Annotated in this window: 14 protein-coding genes; 7 read left to right on the forward strand and 7 right to left on the reverse strand. The window is 72.7% G+C overall.

Annotation, left to right across the window (positions count from 1 at the left end):
* Positions 1-12 precede the first annotated feature (12 nt).
* The gene (locus AC5WAM_RS32750; RefSeq protein WP_495519745.1) at positions 13-657 is read right to left on the reverse strand and encodes a TetR/AcrR family transcriptional regulator; all 645 of its coding nucleotides are present in this window, start codon (positions 655-657) and stop codon (positions 13-15) included.
* Between the two features lie 71 nt (positions 658-728).
* Between AC5WAM_RS32750 and AC5WAM_RS32755 the strand changes: the two genes are divergently transcribed.
* Positions 729-1,883, forward strand: a complete 1,155-nt coding sequence (locus AC5WAM_RS32755) for an acyl-CoA dehydrogenase family protein (RefSeq protein ID WP_366789622.1) — start codon at positions 729-731, stop codon at positions 1,881-1,883.
* Positions 1,884-1,981: 98 nt separating this feature from the next.
* Positions 1,982-2,608, forward strand: coding sequence for a TetR/AcrR family transcriptional regulator (locus AC5WAM_RS32760; RefSeq protein WP_495519746.1), 627 nt, complete (start codon positions 1,982-1,984; stop codon positions 2,606-2,608).
* Positions 2,609-2,647: 39 nt separating this feature from the next.
* Here AC5WAM_RS32760 and AC5WAM_RS32765 read toward each other — a convergent pair whose 3' ends face one another.
* Positions 2,648-3,112, reverse strand: coding sequence for a MaoC family dehydratase (locus AC5WAM_RS32765; protein WP_242715931.1), 465 nt, complete (start codon positions 3,110-3,112; stop codon positions 2,648-2,650).
* 94 nt (positions 3,113-3,206) lie between these two features.
* Here AC5WAM_RS32765 and soxR point away from each other — a divergent pair, with 94 nt between their 5' ends.
* Both soxR and AC5WAM_RS32775 read left to right on the forward strand, forming a co-directional pair.
* Positions 3,207-3,674, forward strand: a complete 468-nt coding sequence (gene soxR / locus AC5WAM_RS32770; protein ID WP_366789624.1) for a redox-sensitive transcriptional activator SoxR — start codon at positions 3,207-3,209, stop codon at positions 3,672-3,674.
* Between the two features lie 163 nt (positions 3,675-3,837).
* On the forward strand, positions 3,838-4,356 hold the full coding sequence (locus tag AC5WAM_RS32775; RefSeq protein WP_366789625.1) for a hypothetical protein: 519 nt from the start codon (positions 3,838-3,840) through the stop codon (positions 4,354-4,356).
* A gap of 13 nt (positions 4,357-4,369) precedes the next feature.
* On the opposite strand, the gene AC5WAM_RS32780 is transcribed toward AC5WAM_RS32775, so the two are convergent.
* Complete coding sequence (locus tag AC5WAM_RS32780) at positions 4,370-4,969, reverse strand: hypothetical protein (RefSeq protein ID WP_366789626.1); 600 nt, start codon at positions 4,967-4,969, stop codon at positions 4,370-4,372.
* 357 nt (positions 4,970-5,326) lie between these two features.
* On the opposite strand from AC5WAM_RS32780, the gene AC5WAM_RS32785 reads away from it, so the two are divergent.
* Positions 5,327-8,146, forward strand: coding sequence for a penicillin acylase family protein (locus AC5WAM_RS32785; RefSeq protein ID WP_495519747.1), 2,820 nt, complete (start codon positions 5,327-5,329; stop codon positions 8,144-8,146).
* Positions 8,147-8,228: 82 nt separating this feature from the next.
* On the opposite strand, the gene AC5WAM_RS32790 is transcribed toward AC5WAM_RS32785, so the two are convergent.
* The gene (locus AC5WAM_RS32790; RefSeq protein ID WP_495519748.1) at positions 8,229-9,560 is read right to left on the reverse strand and encodes a serine-threonine protein kinase; all 1,332 of its coding nucleotides are present in this window, start codon (positions 9,558-9,560) and stop codon (positions 8,229-8,231) included.
* A 106-nt stretch (positions 9,561-9,666) separates the two neighbouring features.
* A complete protein-coding gene (locus AC5WAM_RS32795; protein WP_495519749.1) occupies positions 9,667-11,019 on the reverse strand; it encodes an erythromycin esterase family protein in 1,353 nt (450 codons plus the stop codon).
* 379 nt (positions 11,020-11,398) lie between these two features.
* Here AC5WAM_RS32795 and AC5WAM_RS32800 point away from each other — a divergent pair, with 379 nt between their 5' ends.
* The gene (locus AC5WAM_RS32800) at positions 11,399-12,157 is read left to right on the forward strand and encodes an SDR family oxidoreductase (RefSeq protein ID WP_495523689.1); all 759 of its coding nucleotides are present in this window, start codon (positions 11,399-11,401) and stop codon (positions 12,155-12,157) included.
* Between the two features lie 123 nt (positions 12,158-12,280).
* Positions 12,281-12,874, forward strand: coding sequence for a TetR/AcrR family transcriptional regulator (locus tag AC5WAM_RS32805; RefSeq protein ID WP_030684047.1), 594 nt, complete (start codon positions 12,281-12,283; stop codon positions 12,872-12,874).
* A gap of 114 nt (positions 12,875-12,988) precedes the next feature.
* Here AC5WAM_RS32805 and AC5WAM_RS32810 read toward each other — a convergent pair whose 3' ends face one another.
* Positions 12,989-14,203 carry an acyl-CoA dehydrogenase family protein gene (locus AC5WAM_RS32810; RefSeq protein WP_495519750.1) on the reverse strand — a complete coding sequence of 405 codons (1,215 nt, stop codon included), beginning with the start codon at positions 14,201-14,203 and terminating at the stop codon, positions 12,989-12,991.
* A 9-nt stretch (positions 14,204-14,212) separates the two neighbouring features.
* Positions 14,213-15,247 (reverse strand): phosphotransferase family protein, encoded by a 1,035-nt coding sequence (locus AC5WAM_RS32815; protein WP_495519751.1) that lies wholly within the window; start codon positions 15,245-15,247, stop codon positions 14,213-14,215.
* Between the last annotated feature and the right edge of the window lie 172 nt (positions 15,248-15,419).

A 15,419-nucleotide genomic window follows, 5' to 3' on the forward strand; every position in this document is an offset into this window, starting at 1 on the left:
CCGCGGCCCCGGTCACCCCGCGCGCAGCGTCACCCTCTCGTACTGCAGGGCCAGCCCGTCGAGGAGCGCCGTGAGGCCCGCGTCGAAGGCCCGCTCGTCCACCAGCTCCTGGTGCTCCGCGAGGAGATGGGCCTGGCCGAGGTGGGGGTAGTCGGCCGGGTCGTACGCGGCCTCGTCGTCGACGAAGCCGCCGGCGAAGGAGCCGAGCGCGGAGCCCATGATGAAGTACCGCATCAGCGCTCCGATCGACGTGGCCTGCGCCGGGGGCCACCCCGCGTCGACCATGGCGCCGAACATCGCGTCCGCGAGGCGCAGGCCCGCGGGGCGGCGGCCGGGGCCGCGGGCGAGGACGGGGACGATGTTCGGGTGCCGGGTGAGCGCGGCCCGGTAGGAGACGGCCCAGTCGTGCAGCGCGGCGCGCCAGTCGCGGCCGTCCTCGAACATCGACAGGTCGACCTGCGCGCTGACCGAGTCCGCCACCGCCTCCAGGATCTGGTCCTTGGTGGCGAAGTGGTTGTAGAGGGACGGCCCGCTGACGCCCAGTTCGGCCGCGAGGCGGCGGGTGGAGACCGCGGCGAGGCCCTCGGCGTCCACGAGGGAACGCGCCGCGTCGACGATGCGGTCGCGGCTGAGCAGGGGCTTGCGCGGTCGGGCCATGCGGCACATAGTAGGGCTGCGAGAAAAAACTAGCAGTGCTAATTAAAACTCCGTCGGGCGGGGAGGCTTCGATGAACCTGGAGCTCAGCGAGGAGCAGGACGCCGTCAGGCGGCTCGCCAAGGACTTCGTCGAGCGCGAGATCGCCCCGCACGCGGCCGCCTGGGACCGGGCCGAGAGCGTGGACGCGGCCATCGTGCGCAAGCTCGGCGACGTGGGCTTCCTCGGCCTGACCATCGACGAGGAGTACGGCGGCAGCGGCGGCGACCACCTCGCGTACTGCCTGGTGACCGAGGAGCTGGGCCGGGGCGACTCCTCCGTGCGCGGCATCGTCTCGGTCTCCCTCGGGCTCGTCGCCAAGTCCATCGCCGCCTGGGGCGACGAGGAGCAGAAGCGGCGCTGGCTGCCCGCTCTCACCTCCGGCACGGCCGTGGGCTGCTTCGGGCTCACCGAGCCGGGGACGGGCTCGGACGCGGGCAACCTCACCACCAGGGCCGTCCGCGACAGCGACGGCTCGTACGTCGTCGACGGCACCAAGATGTTCATCACGAACGGCACCTGGGCCGACGTGGTCCTGCTGTTCGCGCGGACGAACGACGCCCCGGGGCACAGGGGCGTCTCCGCCTTCCTCGTGCCCACCGACACCCCCGGCCTCACCCGGCGCGCCGTGCACGGCAAGCTCGGCCTGCGCGGCCAGGCCACCGCCGAACTGGTCCTCCAGGGCGTCAAGGTGCCCGCGAGCGCGCTGCTCGGGCCCGAGGGCAAGGGGTTCTCGGTGGCCATGGCGGCCCTCGCCAAGGGCCGGATGTCGGTGGCGGCGGGCTGCGTGGGCATCGCCCAGGCCGCCCTCGACGCGGCGGTGGCGTACGCGACCGAGCGCGAGCAGTTCGGCCGGAGCATCGCCCACCACCAGCTCGTCCAGGAGCTGCTCAGCGACATCGCCGTGGACGTGGACGCGGCCCGGCTGCTCACCTGGCGGGTCGCCGACCTCGTCGACCGGGGCCTGCCGTTCGCCACCGAGTCGTCCAAGGCCAAGCTGTTCGCGTCGGAGGCCGCCGTGCGCGCCGCGAACCAGGCGCTCCAGGTCTTCGGTGGCTACGGCTACATCGACGAGTACCCCGTCGGCAAGCTCGTGCGCGACGCCCGCGTGATGACCCTCTACGAGGGCACGAGCCAGATCCAGAAACTGGTGATCGGGCGCGCGCTGACCGGGGTCTCCGCCTTCTGACCGGCCGCTCCGCGCTCCGGATGCGCTCGGCACACTTGCCTAAGCGCTTGCTCACCCTCAGGGTAGGGTGACGGTCCAAAGCGGTGGAAGGAGCGCGCATGGGTGCGGCGAAGGAGACCCTCGGCGAGGAACAGCCGTGGGCCGAGGTCAGTCCCGACGCGGCGAGGCGGCTGCTGATCGCCGCCGTCGAGGCCTTCGCCGAGCGCGGCTACCACGCCACGACCACCCGGGACATCGCGGGCCGCGCCGGGATGAGCCCGGCCGCGCTCTACATCCACTACAAGACCAAGGAAGAGCTCCTCCACCGCATCAGCAGGCTCGGCCACGACAAGGCCCTGGCCATCCTGCGCACCGCGGCCGACGGCGGGGGCAGCGCCGCCGAGCGGCTCTCCGACGCCGTGCGCTCCTTCGTGCGCTGGCACGCCGGGCACCACATGACCGCGCGCGTCGTGCAGTACGAACTCGACGCGCTCGGCCCCGAGCACCGCACCGAGATCGTGGCGCTGCGCCGCAAGTCCGACGCCGCCGTGCGCGAGATCATCAACGACGGCGTGCGCGCGGGCGAGTTCGACGTCCCCGACGTCCCCGGCACCACCCTCGCCGTGCTCTCCCTGTGCATCGACGTGGCCCGCTGGTTCAACGCCGCGGGCCACCGGACGCCGGACGAGGTCGGCGCGCTCTACGCCGACCTCGTGCTGCGGATGGTGGGGGCGGCCCAGAAGTAGCCGCTCAGCAGCTGCTCAGAAGTGCTCAGCGGCGGCCGCTCAGAAGTAGTAGCGCGACACCGACTCCGCCACGCAGGCGGGCTTGTCGCCGTCCTCGCGCTCCACCGTGACCGCCGCCGTCACCTGTACGCCGCCGTCCTTCGTCGGCTCCACCTCCGTCAGCGCGACGGTCGCGCGCAGCCGCGAGCCGACGGGTACGGGGGAGGGGAACCGCACCTTGTTCGTGCCGTAGTTGAGGCCCATTCGCATGCCCTCCACCCGCAGCACCTGCGGGACGAGCGCGGGCAGCAGCGCGAGCGTCAGATACCCGTGCGCGATCGTCGCGCCGAACGGGCCCGACGCCGCCCGCTCCGGATCCACGTGGATCCACTGGTGATCGCCGGTGGCCTCCGCGAACAGGTCGATCCGCTTCTGGTCGACCTCCAGCCAGTCGCTGTGCCCCAGTTGCTCGCCGACCGCGGCGCGCAGTTCCTCGGCTGACGTGAAGATCCTCGGCTCTGCCATGTGCGACCTCCCAGGGATGGATGAGACTAAGCGCTTGCTCAGCATGCGGGGTGTGCCCACCGGTGTCAACGCACCGACCAGTAGGCTCCGAGGGGTGCCCCAGATCCCAGAGAAGATCCACGAACTCACCGTCGGCCAGGTGTCCGCGCGCAGCGGCGCCGCCGTCTCCGCGCTGCACTTCTACGAGACCAAAGGGCTCATCAGCAGCCGCCGCACCTCGGGCAACCAGCGCCGCTACAGCCGGGACACACTGCGCCGCGTCGCCTTCATCCGGGCCGCGCAGCGGGTGGGCATCCCGCTCGCGACGATCCGCGACGCCCTCGCGGAGCTGCCGGAGGGGCGGACGCCGACCCGGGCTGACTGGTCCCGGCTCTCCCAGACCTGGCGGTCCGAACTCGACGAGCGCATCAAGCAGCTGGGCCGCCTGCGGGACCACCTCACGGACTGCATCGGCTGCGGCTGTCTGTCCCTGGAGACCTGCGTCCTGTCCAACCCCGACGACGTCTTCGGCGACCGCCTCGTCGGCTCCCGCCTCCTCAACGAGCGCCGCGCCGCGCACTGACCCCGCCCGCGCCGCTCCCCGGGGTCCCGCGGCCGCCGGTCCCCGGCGCGCCCGGGGCTTTCCGCGCGCGGCCGGGGGGTGTACATGTACGTCACGCGCTCCGGCGGCGACCGCTTGGCCGCCGCGGGGCAGGACGCCATGACCACACACACGGGGAGAGCCGATGAGCGTTGCCATCTGCTCGTTGAAATGGGAGGCCGCCCGCTCGGGACGGCAGCGGATCACGTACGACAGCGACGGGTACCACCTGGTGCGCTTTCCGTACGACGCGGACGAGGAGGCGTACGACGCCTGGCGCATGCACGACCCGCTGCACGGCGCCACCAAGCCGTCGAAGTTCCCCGACGCGCGCTCGGGCCTGATCTGGCCCAGCCACGACGGGTGGGGCACGCTGTCGGCGATGGTCTTCTGGGAGCCCGACAGCAGGCCGACGGAGTACCGCGCGCGCTTCGTGCGCGACCCGCTGGACCTGTCGACGGGCTACGACTCCACGGCCACCGCCGACTTCGTGCCCACCCGCGGCGGTCAGTACCGCACGTACCAGTGGCAGATGTTCGTGCACCGGGGGACACCGGTGGGCCTGAAGATATCCGCGCGCGGTCCGGGCGACGTGAAGATCACCGCGCCGCTCGTCCTGGCCGAGTTCAAGCTGGCCATCCAGACGGACGTCGTCAGGCCCTAGGTTCGGCTGTCCCTCAGACGGACACCAGCGACCGCGACCGCGACCGCCGTACCGCTTCGGGGGTGAGGACCGGCGCGGGCACCACGATGCCGCAGCCGGTGCAGACGGGGCCTGCCGACGGGACGTGCGCCAGGCCGTAGCGCCATTCGAGGGCCGTGTCGCCGCACACGGGGCAGGCGGCGCCCGGCTCTCGTTCCAGTGCGGTGATGAGCTTGCGCAGCACGTCCGCGAGCGGCGCGGAGGGGTGCACGTCCGGGTCGTCGCACCAGGCGACCCCGTGCCCGCCCCACGTGCAGCGGTGCCAGTCGTCGACACTGCCGGGGCGCCGCAGGCCGTCGTGCTTCTCCCTGCGGCGGCGGCGCGCGAAGCTCTCCTCATAGGCGAGCCACACGGTGCGGGCCGCCTGGAGTTCGTCGAGCGCGGCGACGAGCCGCGCGGGGTCCGGCGACCGGTCCTCGGGACCGAAACCCGCGCGGGAGCACAGGTGGTCCCAGGTCGCCCGGTGGCCGTAGGGGGCGAATCTCTCCAAGCACTTGCGCAGTGAGTACCGCCGCAGCGCCAAGTCGCTGTGCGGGTCACGCACCTGTCTCGCGAGACTCCGGAATCCGGCCATCGCCCTGCACCTCCGTCACACTTCTCGGACGTCGCCAGTGACCCGGCGGACATCGAGTAGACGTATCGACACGCGATTTGGTGCCATCCGATTTCCGATGGCTACTCATCAGCGCGTTCCCCGCAGGTCAGCGTCAATGCGTGAGGAATGTGGAGGTGCCGTGCGGGACGGCGCGCACAGGTCACGCACAGCTTTGGCACAGGTCCGGAGCGAGCCCCCGCGCGCATCGCGGACCGCGCGTGCGGCCGTGCGGGACCAGCGGCTTGTGGCGGTTGTGAAAAGGCGACGGTTGTTCATCTTTCAGGTTCGACAACCCAGCAGTAACCTCCGCCGCGACGGCCATCCGGAGGAGCATCCATGCGACCACGCAGCGCACGGCTCAGAACCCTCACCACCACGGCGGCCCTGGCCCTCGGCGCCTCCCTGCTGCTCGCGCCCGGCCCCGGCGCGGCCGCCGCCGAGCCGCCGCCCGCCGCCCCCGACTTCTGCGACGGCCGGTGCGCGGACGTCCTGCCGCCGGGCGCAAGCGGCAACGCCACGCTCGCGGAGATCCTCAGCCACCGCCTCCTCGGCACCCAGCCCGCCCACGCCGAGGACCAGCTCGGCCCGTACGACGCGCTGGCCAGCGGCTATCCGTCGCTGACCGACGACAAGCTCGGCGAGTTCTTCGACGACGCCTCCTTCGGCGTCGAGCCGGACCAGGTCGCCTCCGTCACCAGGCCGCGCGACGACGTGACCATCACGCGCGACAAGAAGTACGGCGTCCCGCACATCCAGGGCAGCACCCGCTACGGCACCGAGTTCGGCGCGGGCTACGCCGCGGGCCAGGACCGCCTCTGGCTCATCGACCTGTTCCGGCACATCGGCCGCGGCCAGCTCACCCCGTTCGCCGGCGGCGCGCCCGCCAACCAGGGCCTCGAGCAGCAGTTCTGGCCGCAGGCCCCGTACACCGAGCAGGACCTGGAGCGGCAGGTCGAGTACATCAGGAACACCCAGGGCGAGCGCGGCCGGCAGGCCATGGCGGACGCGCAGGCCTACATCGACGGCCTCAACGCCTACCGCGAGCAGTCCAAGAACGGCCGCTACTTCCCCGGCGAGTACGTCCTGACCGGCAAGATCGACGCGATCACGAACGTCGGCGAGATCGAGCCCTTCAAGGTCACCGACATGATCGCCCTGGCGTCCGTGGTCGGCGGCCTGTTCGGCAACGGCGGCGGCGGAGAGGTCGAGTCCGCCCTCTCGCTGCTCGCCGCGCAGAACAAGTACGGCGTCGAGAAGGGCAGCCGGATCTGGGAGGACTTCCGCGCCCGCAACGACCCGGAGACCGTACAGACCGTCCACGACGGCACCCGCTTCCCGTACGCGGGCAAGCCCGACGAGCCGCGCGGCACCGCCCTGCCCGACCCGGGCTCGGTCCAGCGCGAACAGCTCGTGTTCGACCGCGAGGGCGGCGCGCGGACACCGGCCAAGGACCCCGTCGCGGCCCCGAAGAAGCTCACACCCCTCCAGGGGATGTACGACGACGGGGTGCTGCCCGCCGATCTGTTCGGCAGGGCCGGGCAGCGCAAGGGCATGTCGAACGCCCTGCTCGTCTCCGGCAAGCACACCGCGAGCGGCCACCCCGTCGCCGTCTTCGGCCCGCAGACCGGCTACTTCGCCCCGCAGCTCCTCATGCAGCAGGAGCTCCAGGGGCCCGGCATCAGCGCGCGCGGCGTGTCCTTCGCGGGCGTCGGCATGTACGTGCAGCTCGGCCGCGGCCAGGACTACGCGTGGTCGGCGACCTCCGCGACGCAGGACATCACCGACACCTACGCCGTCGAGCTGTGCGAACCGGGCGGGGGCAGCCCCACCAAGCAGTCGGCGCACTACCGCTTCCGGGGCACCTGCACGCCCATGGAGAAGCTGGAGCGCAAGAACGCCTGGAAGCCGACCGTCGCCGACTCCACCGCCGCGGGCTCCTACCGCATGCAGGTGTTCCGCACGCAACTCGGCATCGTCACGCACCGCGCCACGATCGGCGGCAAGCCCGTCGCCTACATCTCGCTGCGCTCCACCTACCGCCACGAGGCCGACTCGATCATCGGTTTCCAGATGCTGAACGACCCCGGCCACGTCAAGGACGCCGCGTCCTTCAAGGAGGCGGCCCAGCGCATCTCCTACGCCTTCAACTGGTTCTACGCCGACTCCCGCGACACCGCGTACTACAACAGCGGCGCCAACCCCGAGCGCGCCGCCGGCGTCGACCCGGCCTTCCCCGTCCACGCACAGCAGGCCTACGAGTGGCGGGACTTCGACCCGCGGGACAACACCTCCGCGCAGACGCCGCCCGCCGCGCACCCGCAGTCCGTCAACCAGGACTACTACATCTCCTGGAACAACAAACAGGCCACCGACTACGCCTCCGGCGGCTTCGGCATGGGCGCCGTGCACCGCGGCGACCTGCTCGACGACCGGGTCAAGGCACTCGTCAAGGACGGCGGCGTCACCCGGGCCTCGCTCACCCGGGCCATGGCCGACGCGGCCGTCACCGATCTGCGCGGCGAACAGGTCCTGCCGGAACTGCTCGACGTCATCGGCACCAAGGCCGTCGACGACCCCGACTTGGCCGGGGCCGTGCAGCAGCTGGAGGCCTGGCGCAAGGCGGGCGCCCAGCGCAAGGAGACCGCGCGCGGCTCGCACACCTACGCGCACCCCGACGCCGTGCGCGTCATGGACGCCTGGTGGCCGAGGCTCGTCGAGGCCGCCTTCGCACCGGGGCTCGGCAAGGGCCTCTACGACGCGCTGACCGCGCAGCTCGGCGTCGACGAGGCGCCCTCGGCGGGCCACGGGCCGACCGGCGCGCACGCGGGATCCGCCTTCCAGTACGGCTGGTGGGGCTATGTCGACAAGGACCTGCGGACCGTCCTCGGGCGGCCCGTCGAGGGCTGGAGCCGCACCGCCCACTGCGGCGGCGGCACGCTCGACGCCTGCCGCGAGACGCTCCTCACCACCCTCAAGCAGGCCCTCGCCGTACCGGCGTCAGCGGTCTATCCCGGTGACGCCGCCTGCAAGGCGGGCGACCAGTGGTGCGCGGACGCGGTGATCCACCGCCCCCTCGGCGGCATCACGCACCGCGCGATCCAGTGGCAGAACCGCCCGACGTACCAGCAGGTGGTGGAGTTCCCCCGGCACCGCTAGCCGGGCCCCGAAGGGGCGCGGGGAACTGCGCGACCAGCCACAACGGACGCGCAGCTTCCCACCCACCACACCCCAACGGCGCTCACACGACGCCCATCCGCCCGGCCGCACACACGACCCGAACCAACTCCTGATGGCAGATGTCACTATGAGCCCCGCTGGGAGGGCCACCCCGCCTCACCACCGCGGCGGCGTCCACGCTCACGCACCCCCGCCGGGGCAGGGCGGCGCCCAGCCGCACGCGCCGGGCGCTGTCCGTGGCTTGGATTCCGTCGAACCCGACGGCGCCCCACCGCTCCCACAGGGCGAGGAAGCTCGCGGAGTCCCCGGCGAGCTTGGAGGCGAGCGGGTAGAGCTTGCCGAGGGCGTCGTCGTGCGATGAGTAGCAGGCGACCAGCGGCCCGTCGACGCGCTGCTGCACCCCGTGCAGGGCGCCGCCGCGCGACCGGTCGTGCGGCAGCCGCTCGCTGAACGCGTAGTGCGAGAAGGCGCCTTGCAGCAGCGTCGCCGACTTCACACCGTCCGCCCCGGCAGGCATGCCGCGCAGTCCGTACGACACCAGGCGGGCGCCGAAGCTGTGCCCGATCAGATGCACCCGCAGGCGGGGCACACGGGCGCAGAGCAGTCCGAGCGCGGGCCCGAGGCCGAGCTGGCCGACGGCTCCCGCGCGGCGCTTCATCGCGTAGTAGGAGCCCTGGCGCAGCAGTTCGCGGGCGCCGTGCCAGAGCCGTTTGCGCAGCCCGCCGAGGAGTTCGGGGCAGCCCGCGCTCTCCAGGGCGGCGGTGAGGACCTCGCAGACCTCGACGGCGTCGTCGGTGAGCATCGCGGGCTCGCCCGCGCCCGTGTCGTCGGCGAACTCGTGCGCGGGGCTGCTCTCGTGCACCGCCACCAGGTCGCGCACGTGCCGCGCGAACTCGTCGAGCCGGGAGCGGACCTCGGAGCGCTCCTCCAGCAACCGGGCCGCACGGTCGAGCCGGGCCGTCTGCTCGGGGCCCGGGAAAACCTGGGCGAGCAGCTGCCGCGTCGGCTCGTCGAGCGTGGGCGGCACGGCGGCGGCCCCGGGAACGCCGGGGGCCCTGGCGGCCGCGGACGGCTCGAAGTCCGGGACGCGCTCGTCGGGGAAGCGCATCGAGGGCCACAGCACGCCGACGTAGCCGAGGCGTACGTCCGGGGCCGTGAGTGAGGCGAAGGGGGTGAAGAAGCGCTGGTACAACGCGCGGGCACGCCGCTGGTCGTTGTTCCAGCCGTGCGCGAACACCAGGAGGTCGGTGATGCGCTTGTCCTCCGCGCCGGACAGGAGCCGGTCGCGCTGCGCGGCGTCGACGTCCCCGTCGGCGTCGAAGGTCAACTCCCAGTAGGGCTCCACGTCCACCATCGTCCCGCCGCCCGGGGGCGATGGCCAGATCTGCGGCATGACATACCGGATGTTTCCCGTGATCACGGGACAAGAGGCAGGGGAAACAGGGCGTGGAAACGAGACAGAGAGGCCGGTGCCGTCCCCCGGACGCACCGGCCCCCGCCTATGAGGGCTGCCGATCGGCCGCTGAGGGCTGCCGGTGGGCCGCCGTGACGTCGTGCAGATGTATGAGGACGTCGTGGGACGACGCCAGCGCGATCTTGTAGGGGCCGTCGGGCCAGCCCGAGCCGATGCTGTAGGTCGTCCGGGCCTTCCGGAGCCAGGAGCGGGCGGCCTCGGGGGCCGTGCGCAGATCGACGTAGTAGTCGTCGTGGCGGACCTTGTCGAGCGTGTGCTCGTTCATGTCCGGCGTGGCCGGGCCCACCGAGAAGGACTTCCAGGCCGCCTCGCCGTCGGGCTGCGCCATGAACGCGCCCCGGTCGAAGGTGAAGCCCACGCTCAGGTACTTCTTGCCGAGGCGGTCCCGCAGGAAGGCGCCCTGCATCTTCGGATAGCGCGGGTCGTACGAGGCGTACGCGACGTGGGCGTTGTGCGCCGAGAGCAGGACCTTCGTGCCCGTGTACCGCTGCCACCAGGCGGTGTTCTCCGCCATGATGCGGTCGCGGTACAGCATGGCGGCGCGGTCGCCCGCCGGGGTGTTCAGCGCGAAGGCGTAGATTTTCGCGGTCTGCTGGACGGACCGGGCGTGGTGCAGGGCCAGGGCGAACCGCTTGCCGCCGTGCTCCGGCCGGCGCGCCTGGAGGAGCCGGTAGGCCGTCCGCGCCCTCTCCGCGAGGCGCTCGCGCTCGGCCTGGGGCCTGCCCATGTGCGCGTCGCCGTCCGTCAGGCGCCGCAGCGGCGCGTACAGCTCGGTGATCCGGGGCAGCAGGTCCGGTTCGTGACGCCGTACGTAGTCCGTCACGCCGTCGTACAGCTCCTCGCCCGTCTGCGGGTAGTTGAGGTCGTTGCCCATGAAGCGGAGCTGCCGCCGCGGGTGCTCGGCGTTGTACGCGCGCATCCACGAGAGGAGCTCCACATACTCCTCGGTGTCCCAGGGGGTCTTCGCCAGCTCGCGGTGGACCAGCGCGCGCACGTCGCCCGCACCGCCGCGCACATAGGCGTCAAAGCGCAGCCCGGTCGTCCAGCTGACCTCCTGCGCGAAGGTGGTGAAGCCCTTGTCCTCGACCAGGTGGCGGAAGACCCGGTCCTTCATGGTGAAGAACTCGTGCGAGCCGTGCGTGGCCTCGCCCAGGCCCACCACCGTGGCGCCGCCCACCATCGCGTCCAGCGGCCGCAGGTCCTCGTTCGGGCCGCCCGGGGCGGTCGAGCGCAGCGGGTGCGCGACACGCTCGATGGCCCGCACCGGGTCGCCCTCGCGCGCCGCCGCCCCGGCGCCCTGCGGGGCGACCAGGGCCCCCGCGCCGACCGCGGCCGCCACCACCAGCAGCGGGGCCGTGCGCCGTGCCGTCCGTGTCATGCCGAACCACTCCTCAACTCGCCTGTCGTACGCCCGTCGTGAGCCACTGATCACGATCCCGGGTCCGGCGGCCCGTCACCAGCCGGGAAGCCCCCAGAGCGGGAGGGGGGCCCGCGCACCCTGAGACCTACCGGAAAACCGGTAGGGGTCCCGCCCCGACACCCGCCCCGATACCTGGCCCGACACCTGGTCCGGCGCCCGCCTCCGTCCCTTCCGGCGACCGGCGTCCGCCCGTCCCTGCGCCCGTCCCGGCGCCCGTTCCCCCGCCCGTGCACGGCCGGGACCTCCCCTTCCATCGAACATACCGACCGGTTAGTCTGCAGCCGCAGCGCGTCAGTGAGGCAGTGTGTTCGAGGCCGAAGGGGAGACCGTGGAGAGCTTGCGGGGCAAGGGAGTCGTCGTCACCGGAGCCGGGGGCGGGATCGGGGCCGCGCTGGCCCGCCGCTTCGCCGCGGCCGGGGCCCGCGTCGTCGTCAACGACCTGGACGCCGCCAAGGCCGCCGCCGTCGCCGAGGAGATCGGCGGGTCCGCCGTGCCGGGCGACGCCTCCGGGGTCGTGCCCGGCGCGCTCGCGGCCCTCGACGGCACCGTCGACGTGTACTGCGCCAACGCGGGCCTGGCGTCCGGCGGTTCCGAAGCCGCCGACGAGCAGGTGTGGGCGAGCGCCTGGGACGTGAACGTCATGGCGCACGTACGGGCCGCGCACGCGCTGCTGCCCGCCTGGCTGGAGCGCGGCGCGGGCCGGTTCGTGTCCACGGTGTCCGCGGCCGGGCTCCTCACCATGGTGGGCGCCGCCCCGTACAGCGTCACCAAGCACGGCGCGTACGCCTTCGCGGAGTGGCTCTCCCTCACCTACCGCCACCGGGGCCTCAAGGTGCACGCGATCTGCCCGCAGGGCGTGCGCACCGACATGCTCACCGCCGCCGGGTCCGCGGGCGAACTCGTGCTCGTGCCCACCGCCATCGAGCCGGAGGACGTCGCCGACGCCCTGTTCGCCGGGATGGCCGAGGACCGCTTCCTGATCCTGCCGCACCCCGAGGTCGCGGAGTACTACCGGGTGCGGGCGTCCGCCCCCGACAAGTGGCTCACCAGCATGAACCACATCCAGCGGAAATGGGAGGCGACGCGGCTCCCGTAGCCGTTCAGTGGGAAGATCCTCCGGCGGGAACCGCGTTGTCGCCGGAGACCGTGTGAACGACCGAACACAATCCAGGCGCACGCGTCAGCGGGCAGCACAGGAAACGGAAGGCAGGTGGCGGCAGTGGCCAGGACGACGGACGGTGACGGCACGCCCGTCCCGCAGCGGCTGCTCGCCGCCGCCACCCGGCTCTTCGCCGACCGCGGCTACGACCGCACGTCCGTGCAGGAGATCGTGGAGGCGGCCGGCGTCACCAAGGGTGCGCTGTACCACTACTTCGGCTCCAAGGACGACCTGCTGCACGAGGTGTACGCCCGTATGCTGCGGGTCCAGCAGGAGCGGCTCGACGCCTTCGCGGACGCGGACGCGCCGGTGGAGCGGCGGCTGCGGGACGCGGCGGCCGACGTCGTGGTGACCACCATCGCCAACCTCGACGACGCCGCGATCTTCTTCCGGTCCATGCACCACCTCAGCCCAGAGAAGCACAAGCAGGTGCGGGCCGAGCGCCGCCGCTACCACGAACGCTTCCGCGCGCTGGTCGAGGAGGGCCAGGAGTCGGGCGTCTTCTCCTCGGCGACCCCCGCGGACCTGGTGGTGGACTACCACTTCGGCTCGGTCCACCACCTGTCCACGTGGTACCGCCCCGACGGCCCGCTCTCTCCGCAACAGGTCGCGGACCACCTGGCGGACCTGCTGCTGAGGGCCCTGCGCCCGTAGCTCTCCCGCGGTGCCGTCCCGTCGGGCGGGACGGGAGGGCGCAGCCCCGGGCGCCGCCCCGTCGCCCGGCCGCCCGGCCGCCCAGCAGGGCAGCGCCCCGGGCCCGCCCCGCCGCTAGGCGTACCGCTTGAGCTCCCGCCGGGCCAGCGACCGCTGATGCACCTCGTCGGGGCCGTCGGCGAGCCGCAGCGTCCGCGCCGCGGCCCACAGCTCCGCCAGCGGGAAGTCCTGGCTCACCCCGCCCGCGCCGTGCAGCTGCACCGCGCGGTCCAGGATGTCGACGACCGCCCGGGGCGTCGCGATCTTGATGGCCTGGATCTCCGTGTGCGCGCCCTTGTTGCCCACGGTGTCCATCAGCCAGGCCGTCTTGAGCACGAGCAGCCGCAGCTGCTCCACCGTGACGCGCGCGTCGGCGATCCACTGCTGTACGACGCCCTGCCGGGCCAGCGGCTTGCCGAACGCGGTGCGGTCCAGGGCCCTGCGGCACATGAGCTCGATCGCCCGCTCGGCCATGCCGATGAGCCGCATGCAGTGGTGGATGCGCCCCGGCCCGAGCCGCGCCTGGGCGATGGCGAAACCGCCGCCCTCCTCGCCGACGAGGTTCGTCACGGGCACGCGCGCGTGGTCGAAGACGACCTCGGCGTGCCCTCCGTGGGAGTGGTCCTCGTACCCGTACACCGTCATGGCGCGGCGCACCTCGACGCCGGGGGTGTCGCGCGGGACGAGGACCATCGACTGCTGGCGGCGGATGTCGGGACCTTCCGGGTCCGTCTTGCCCATGACGATGAAGACCTCGCAGCGCGGGTTCATCGCCCCGGAGATGTACCACTTGCGGCCCGTGATCACGTACGCGTCGCCGTCGCGCCGGATGTGCGTGGTGATGTTCGTGGCGTCGGAGGAGGCCACCTCCGGCTCCGTCATCGCGAACGCCGAGCGGATCTCGCCCGCGAGCAGCGGCGCGAGCCAGCGCTCGCGCTGCTCGCCGGTGCCGAACTGGGCGAGCACCTCCATGTTGCCGGTGTCCGGCGCCGCGCAGTTCAGGGCGGTGGGCGCCAAGTGCGGGCTGCGGCCGGTGATTTCCGCGAGGGGCGCGTACTGGAGGTTCGTCAGGCCCGCGCCGTGCTCGGCGTCCGGCAGGAAGAGGTTCCACAGGCCCTGGCGGCGGGCCTCGGCCTTCAGGTCCTCGACGACGGCGGGTGTGTCCCACGGGGAGGCGAGGCGGGCGCGCTGTTCGTCGGCGACCTTCTCGGCCGGGTACACGTACGCGTCCATGAAGGCGAGCAGCTTGCCGCGCAGTTCTTCGGTACGGGCGTCGAATGCGAAGTCCATGGGGGCGGATCAGCCTTCCTGGAGGGTGGTCAGGCCGTGCTCGATGAACAGGGGCACCAGTTCGCCGATGCGGTCGAAGCCCGGGCCGACCGTCTGGCCCTGGGTGTAGCGGTAGTGGATGCCCTCCAGGATCACGGCGAGCTTGAACCAGGCGAACGCGGTGTACCAGGAGACCGCGGAGACGTCACGCCCGGAGCGGGCCGCGTACCGCTCGATCAGCTCGGCCGGATCCGGGTGCCCCGGAGCGCCCGCCGTGGTGCTGACGGGGGAGTCGGGCACCTCCAGGCGCACGCTGTACATCACCAGGAGCCCCAGGTCCGTCAGCGGGTCGCCGAGGGTCGACATCTCCCAGTCGAGGACGGCCGCGATGCGGTCCGTCCCGGACGTGGAATCGATCAGGACGTTGTCCAGGCGGTAGTCGCCGTGGACGACGGCGGGCGCGGGCGACGCGGGCAGCGCCCGGCCGAGCGCCGCGTGCAGCTCCTCGATGCCGGCGAGTTCGCGCCCGCGCGAGGCCGCGAGCTGCTTGCCCCAGCGGCGCAGCTGCCGGTCGAGGAAGCCCTCGGGCCGCCCGAAGTCGGCGAGCCCCACCGCCTCCGGGTCCACGGCGTGCAGGTCCACGAGCGCGTCGACGAGGCCGAGCACCGTGGCCCGGGTGCGCTCGGGCCCGAGCGGAGCGAGCTGCTCCGCCGTGCGGTACGGCGTGCCCTCGACGAACTCCATGACGTAGAAGGGCGCCCCGACGACCGACTCGTCCTCGCACAGCAGCACGGGACGGGGCACCGGCACGGCGGTCGGGTGCAGCGCGCTGATCACCCGGTGCTCGCGCCGCATGTCGTGCGCGGTGGCCAGGACGTGGCCGAGCGGCGGGCGGCGCACCACCCAGCGGGCGGCCCCGTCCGTGACGGCGTACGTGAGGTTGGACCGGCCGCCTTCGATGAGGCGGGCCGTGAGCGGGCCGCCGCCGAGCAGTCCCGGGCGCGCGCGGTCGAGGTGGCCGCGCAGCCGGTCGAGGTCGAGGCCGGGCGGGTGGTCTGCGCTCATGGGCGGTCGCTCCTGATCGTGGACGGGCACGTGCGGACGGACGGGCGTCGAACTGGCGGCAAACGCGCTGGCGTTCATGATGCCGACCAGTCGGTATGTCGTCCAGAGGGGGTGCTCGAACGTGATCAGGATCGCGGCCGCCGCCACGGCGCGGGCCCGGCGAGGGCGCGCC

Source organism: Streptomyces sp. JLYT201 (genome assembly GCF_059448825.1).

What these genes read in the sequence shown, in the direction of transcription:
- AC5WAM_RS32750 (WP_495519745.1), bottom strand. Translation starts at nt 657, where the DNA reads ATGGCCCGACCGCGCAAGCCCCTGCTCAGCCGCGACCGCATCGTCGAC.
- AC5WAM_RS32755 (WP_366789622.1), top strand. Translation starts at nt 729, where the DNA reads ATGAACCTGGAGCTCAGCGAGGAGCAGGACGCCGTCAGGCGGCTCGCC.
- AC5WAM_RS32760 (WP_495519746.1), top strand. Translation starts at nt 1,982, where the DNA reads ATGGGTGCGGCGAAGGAGACCCTCGGCGAGGAACAGCCGTGGGCCGAG.
- AC5WAM_RS32765 (WP_242715931.1), bottom strand. Translation starts at nt 3,112, where the DNA reads ATGGCAGAGCCGAGGATCTTCACGTCAGCCGAGGAACTGCGCGCCGCG.
- AC5WAM_RS32775 (WP_366789625.1), top strand. Translation starts at nt 3,838, where the DNA reads ATGAGCGTTGCCATCTGCTCGTTGAAATGGGAGGCCGCCCGCTCGGGA.
- AC5WAM_RS32780 (WP_366789626.1), bottom strand. Translation starts at nt 4,969, where the DNA reads ATGGCCGGATTCCGGAGTCTCGCGAGACAGGTGCGTGACCCGCACAGC.
- AC5WAM_RS32785 (WP_495519747.1), top strand. Translation starts at nt 5,327, where the DNA reads ATGCGACCACGCAGCGCACGGCTCAGAACCCTCACCACCACGGCGGCC.
- AC5WAM_RS32790 (WP_495519748.1), bottom strand. Translation starts at nt 9,560, where the DNA reads ATGCCGCAGATCTGGCCATCGCCCCCGGGCGGCGGGACGATGGTGGAC.
- AC5WAM_RS32795 (WP_495519749.1), bottom strand. Translation starts at nt 11,019, where the DNA reads ATGACACGGACGGCACGGCGCACGGCCCCGCTGCTGGTGGTGGCGGCC.
- AC5WAM_RS32810 (WP_495519750.1), bottom strand. Translation starts at nt 14,203, where the DNA reads ATGGACTTCGCATTCGACGCCCGTACCGAAGAACTGCGCGGCAAGCTG.
- AC5WAM_RS32815 (WP_495519751.1), bottom strand. Translation starts at nt 15,247, where the DNA reads ATGAGCGCAGACCACCCGCCCGGCCTCGACCTCGACCGGCTGCGCGGC.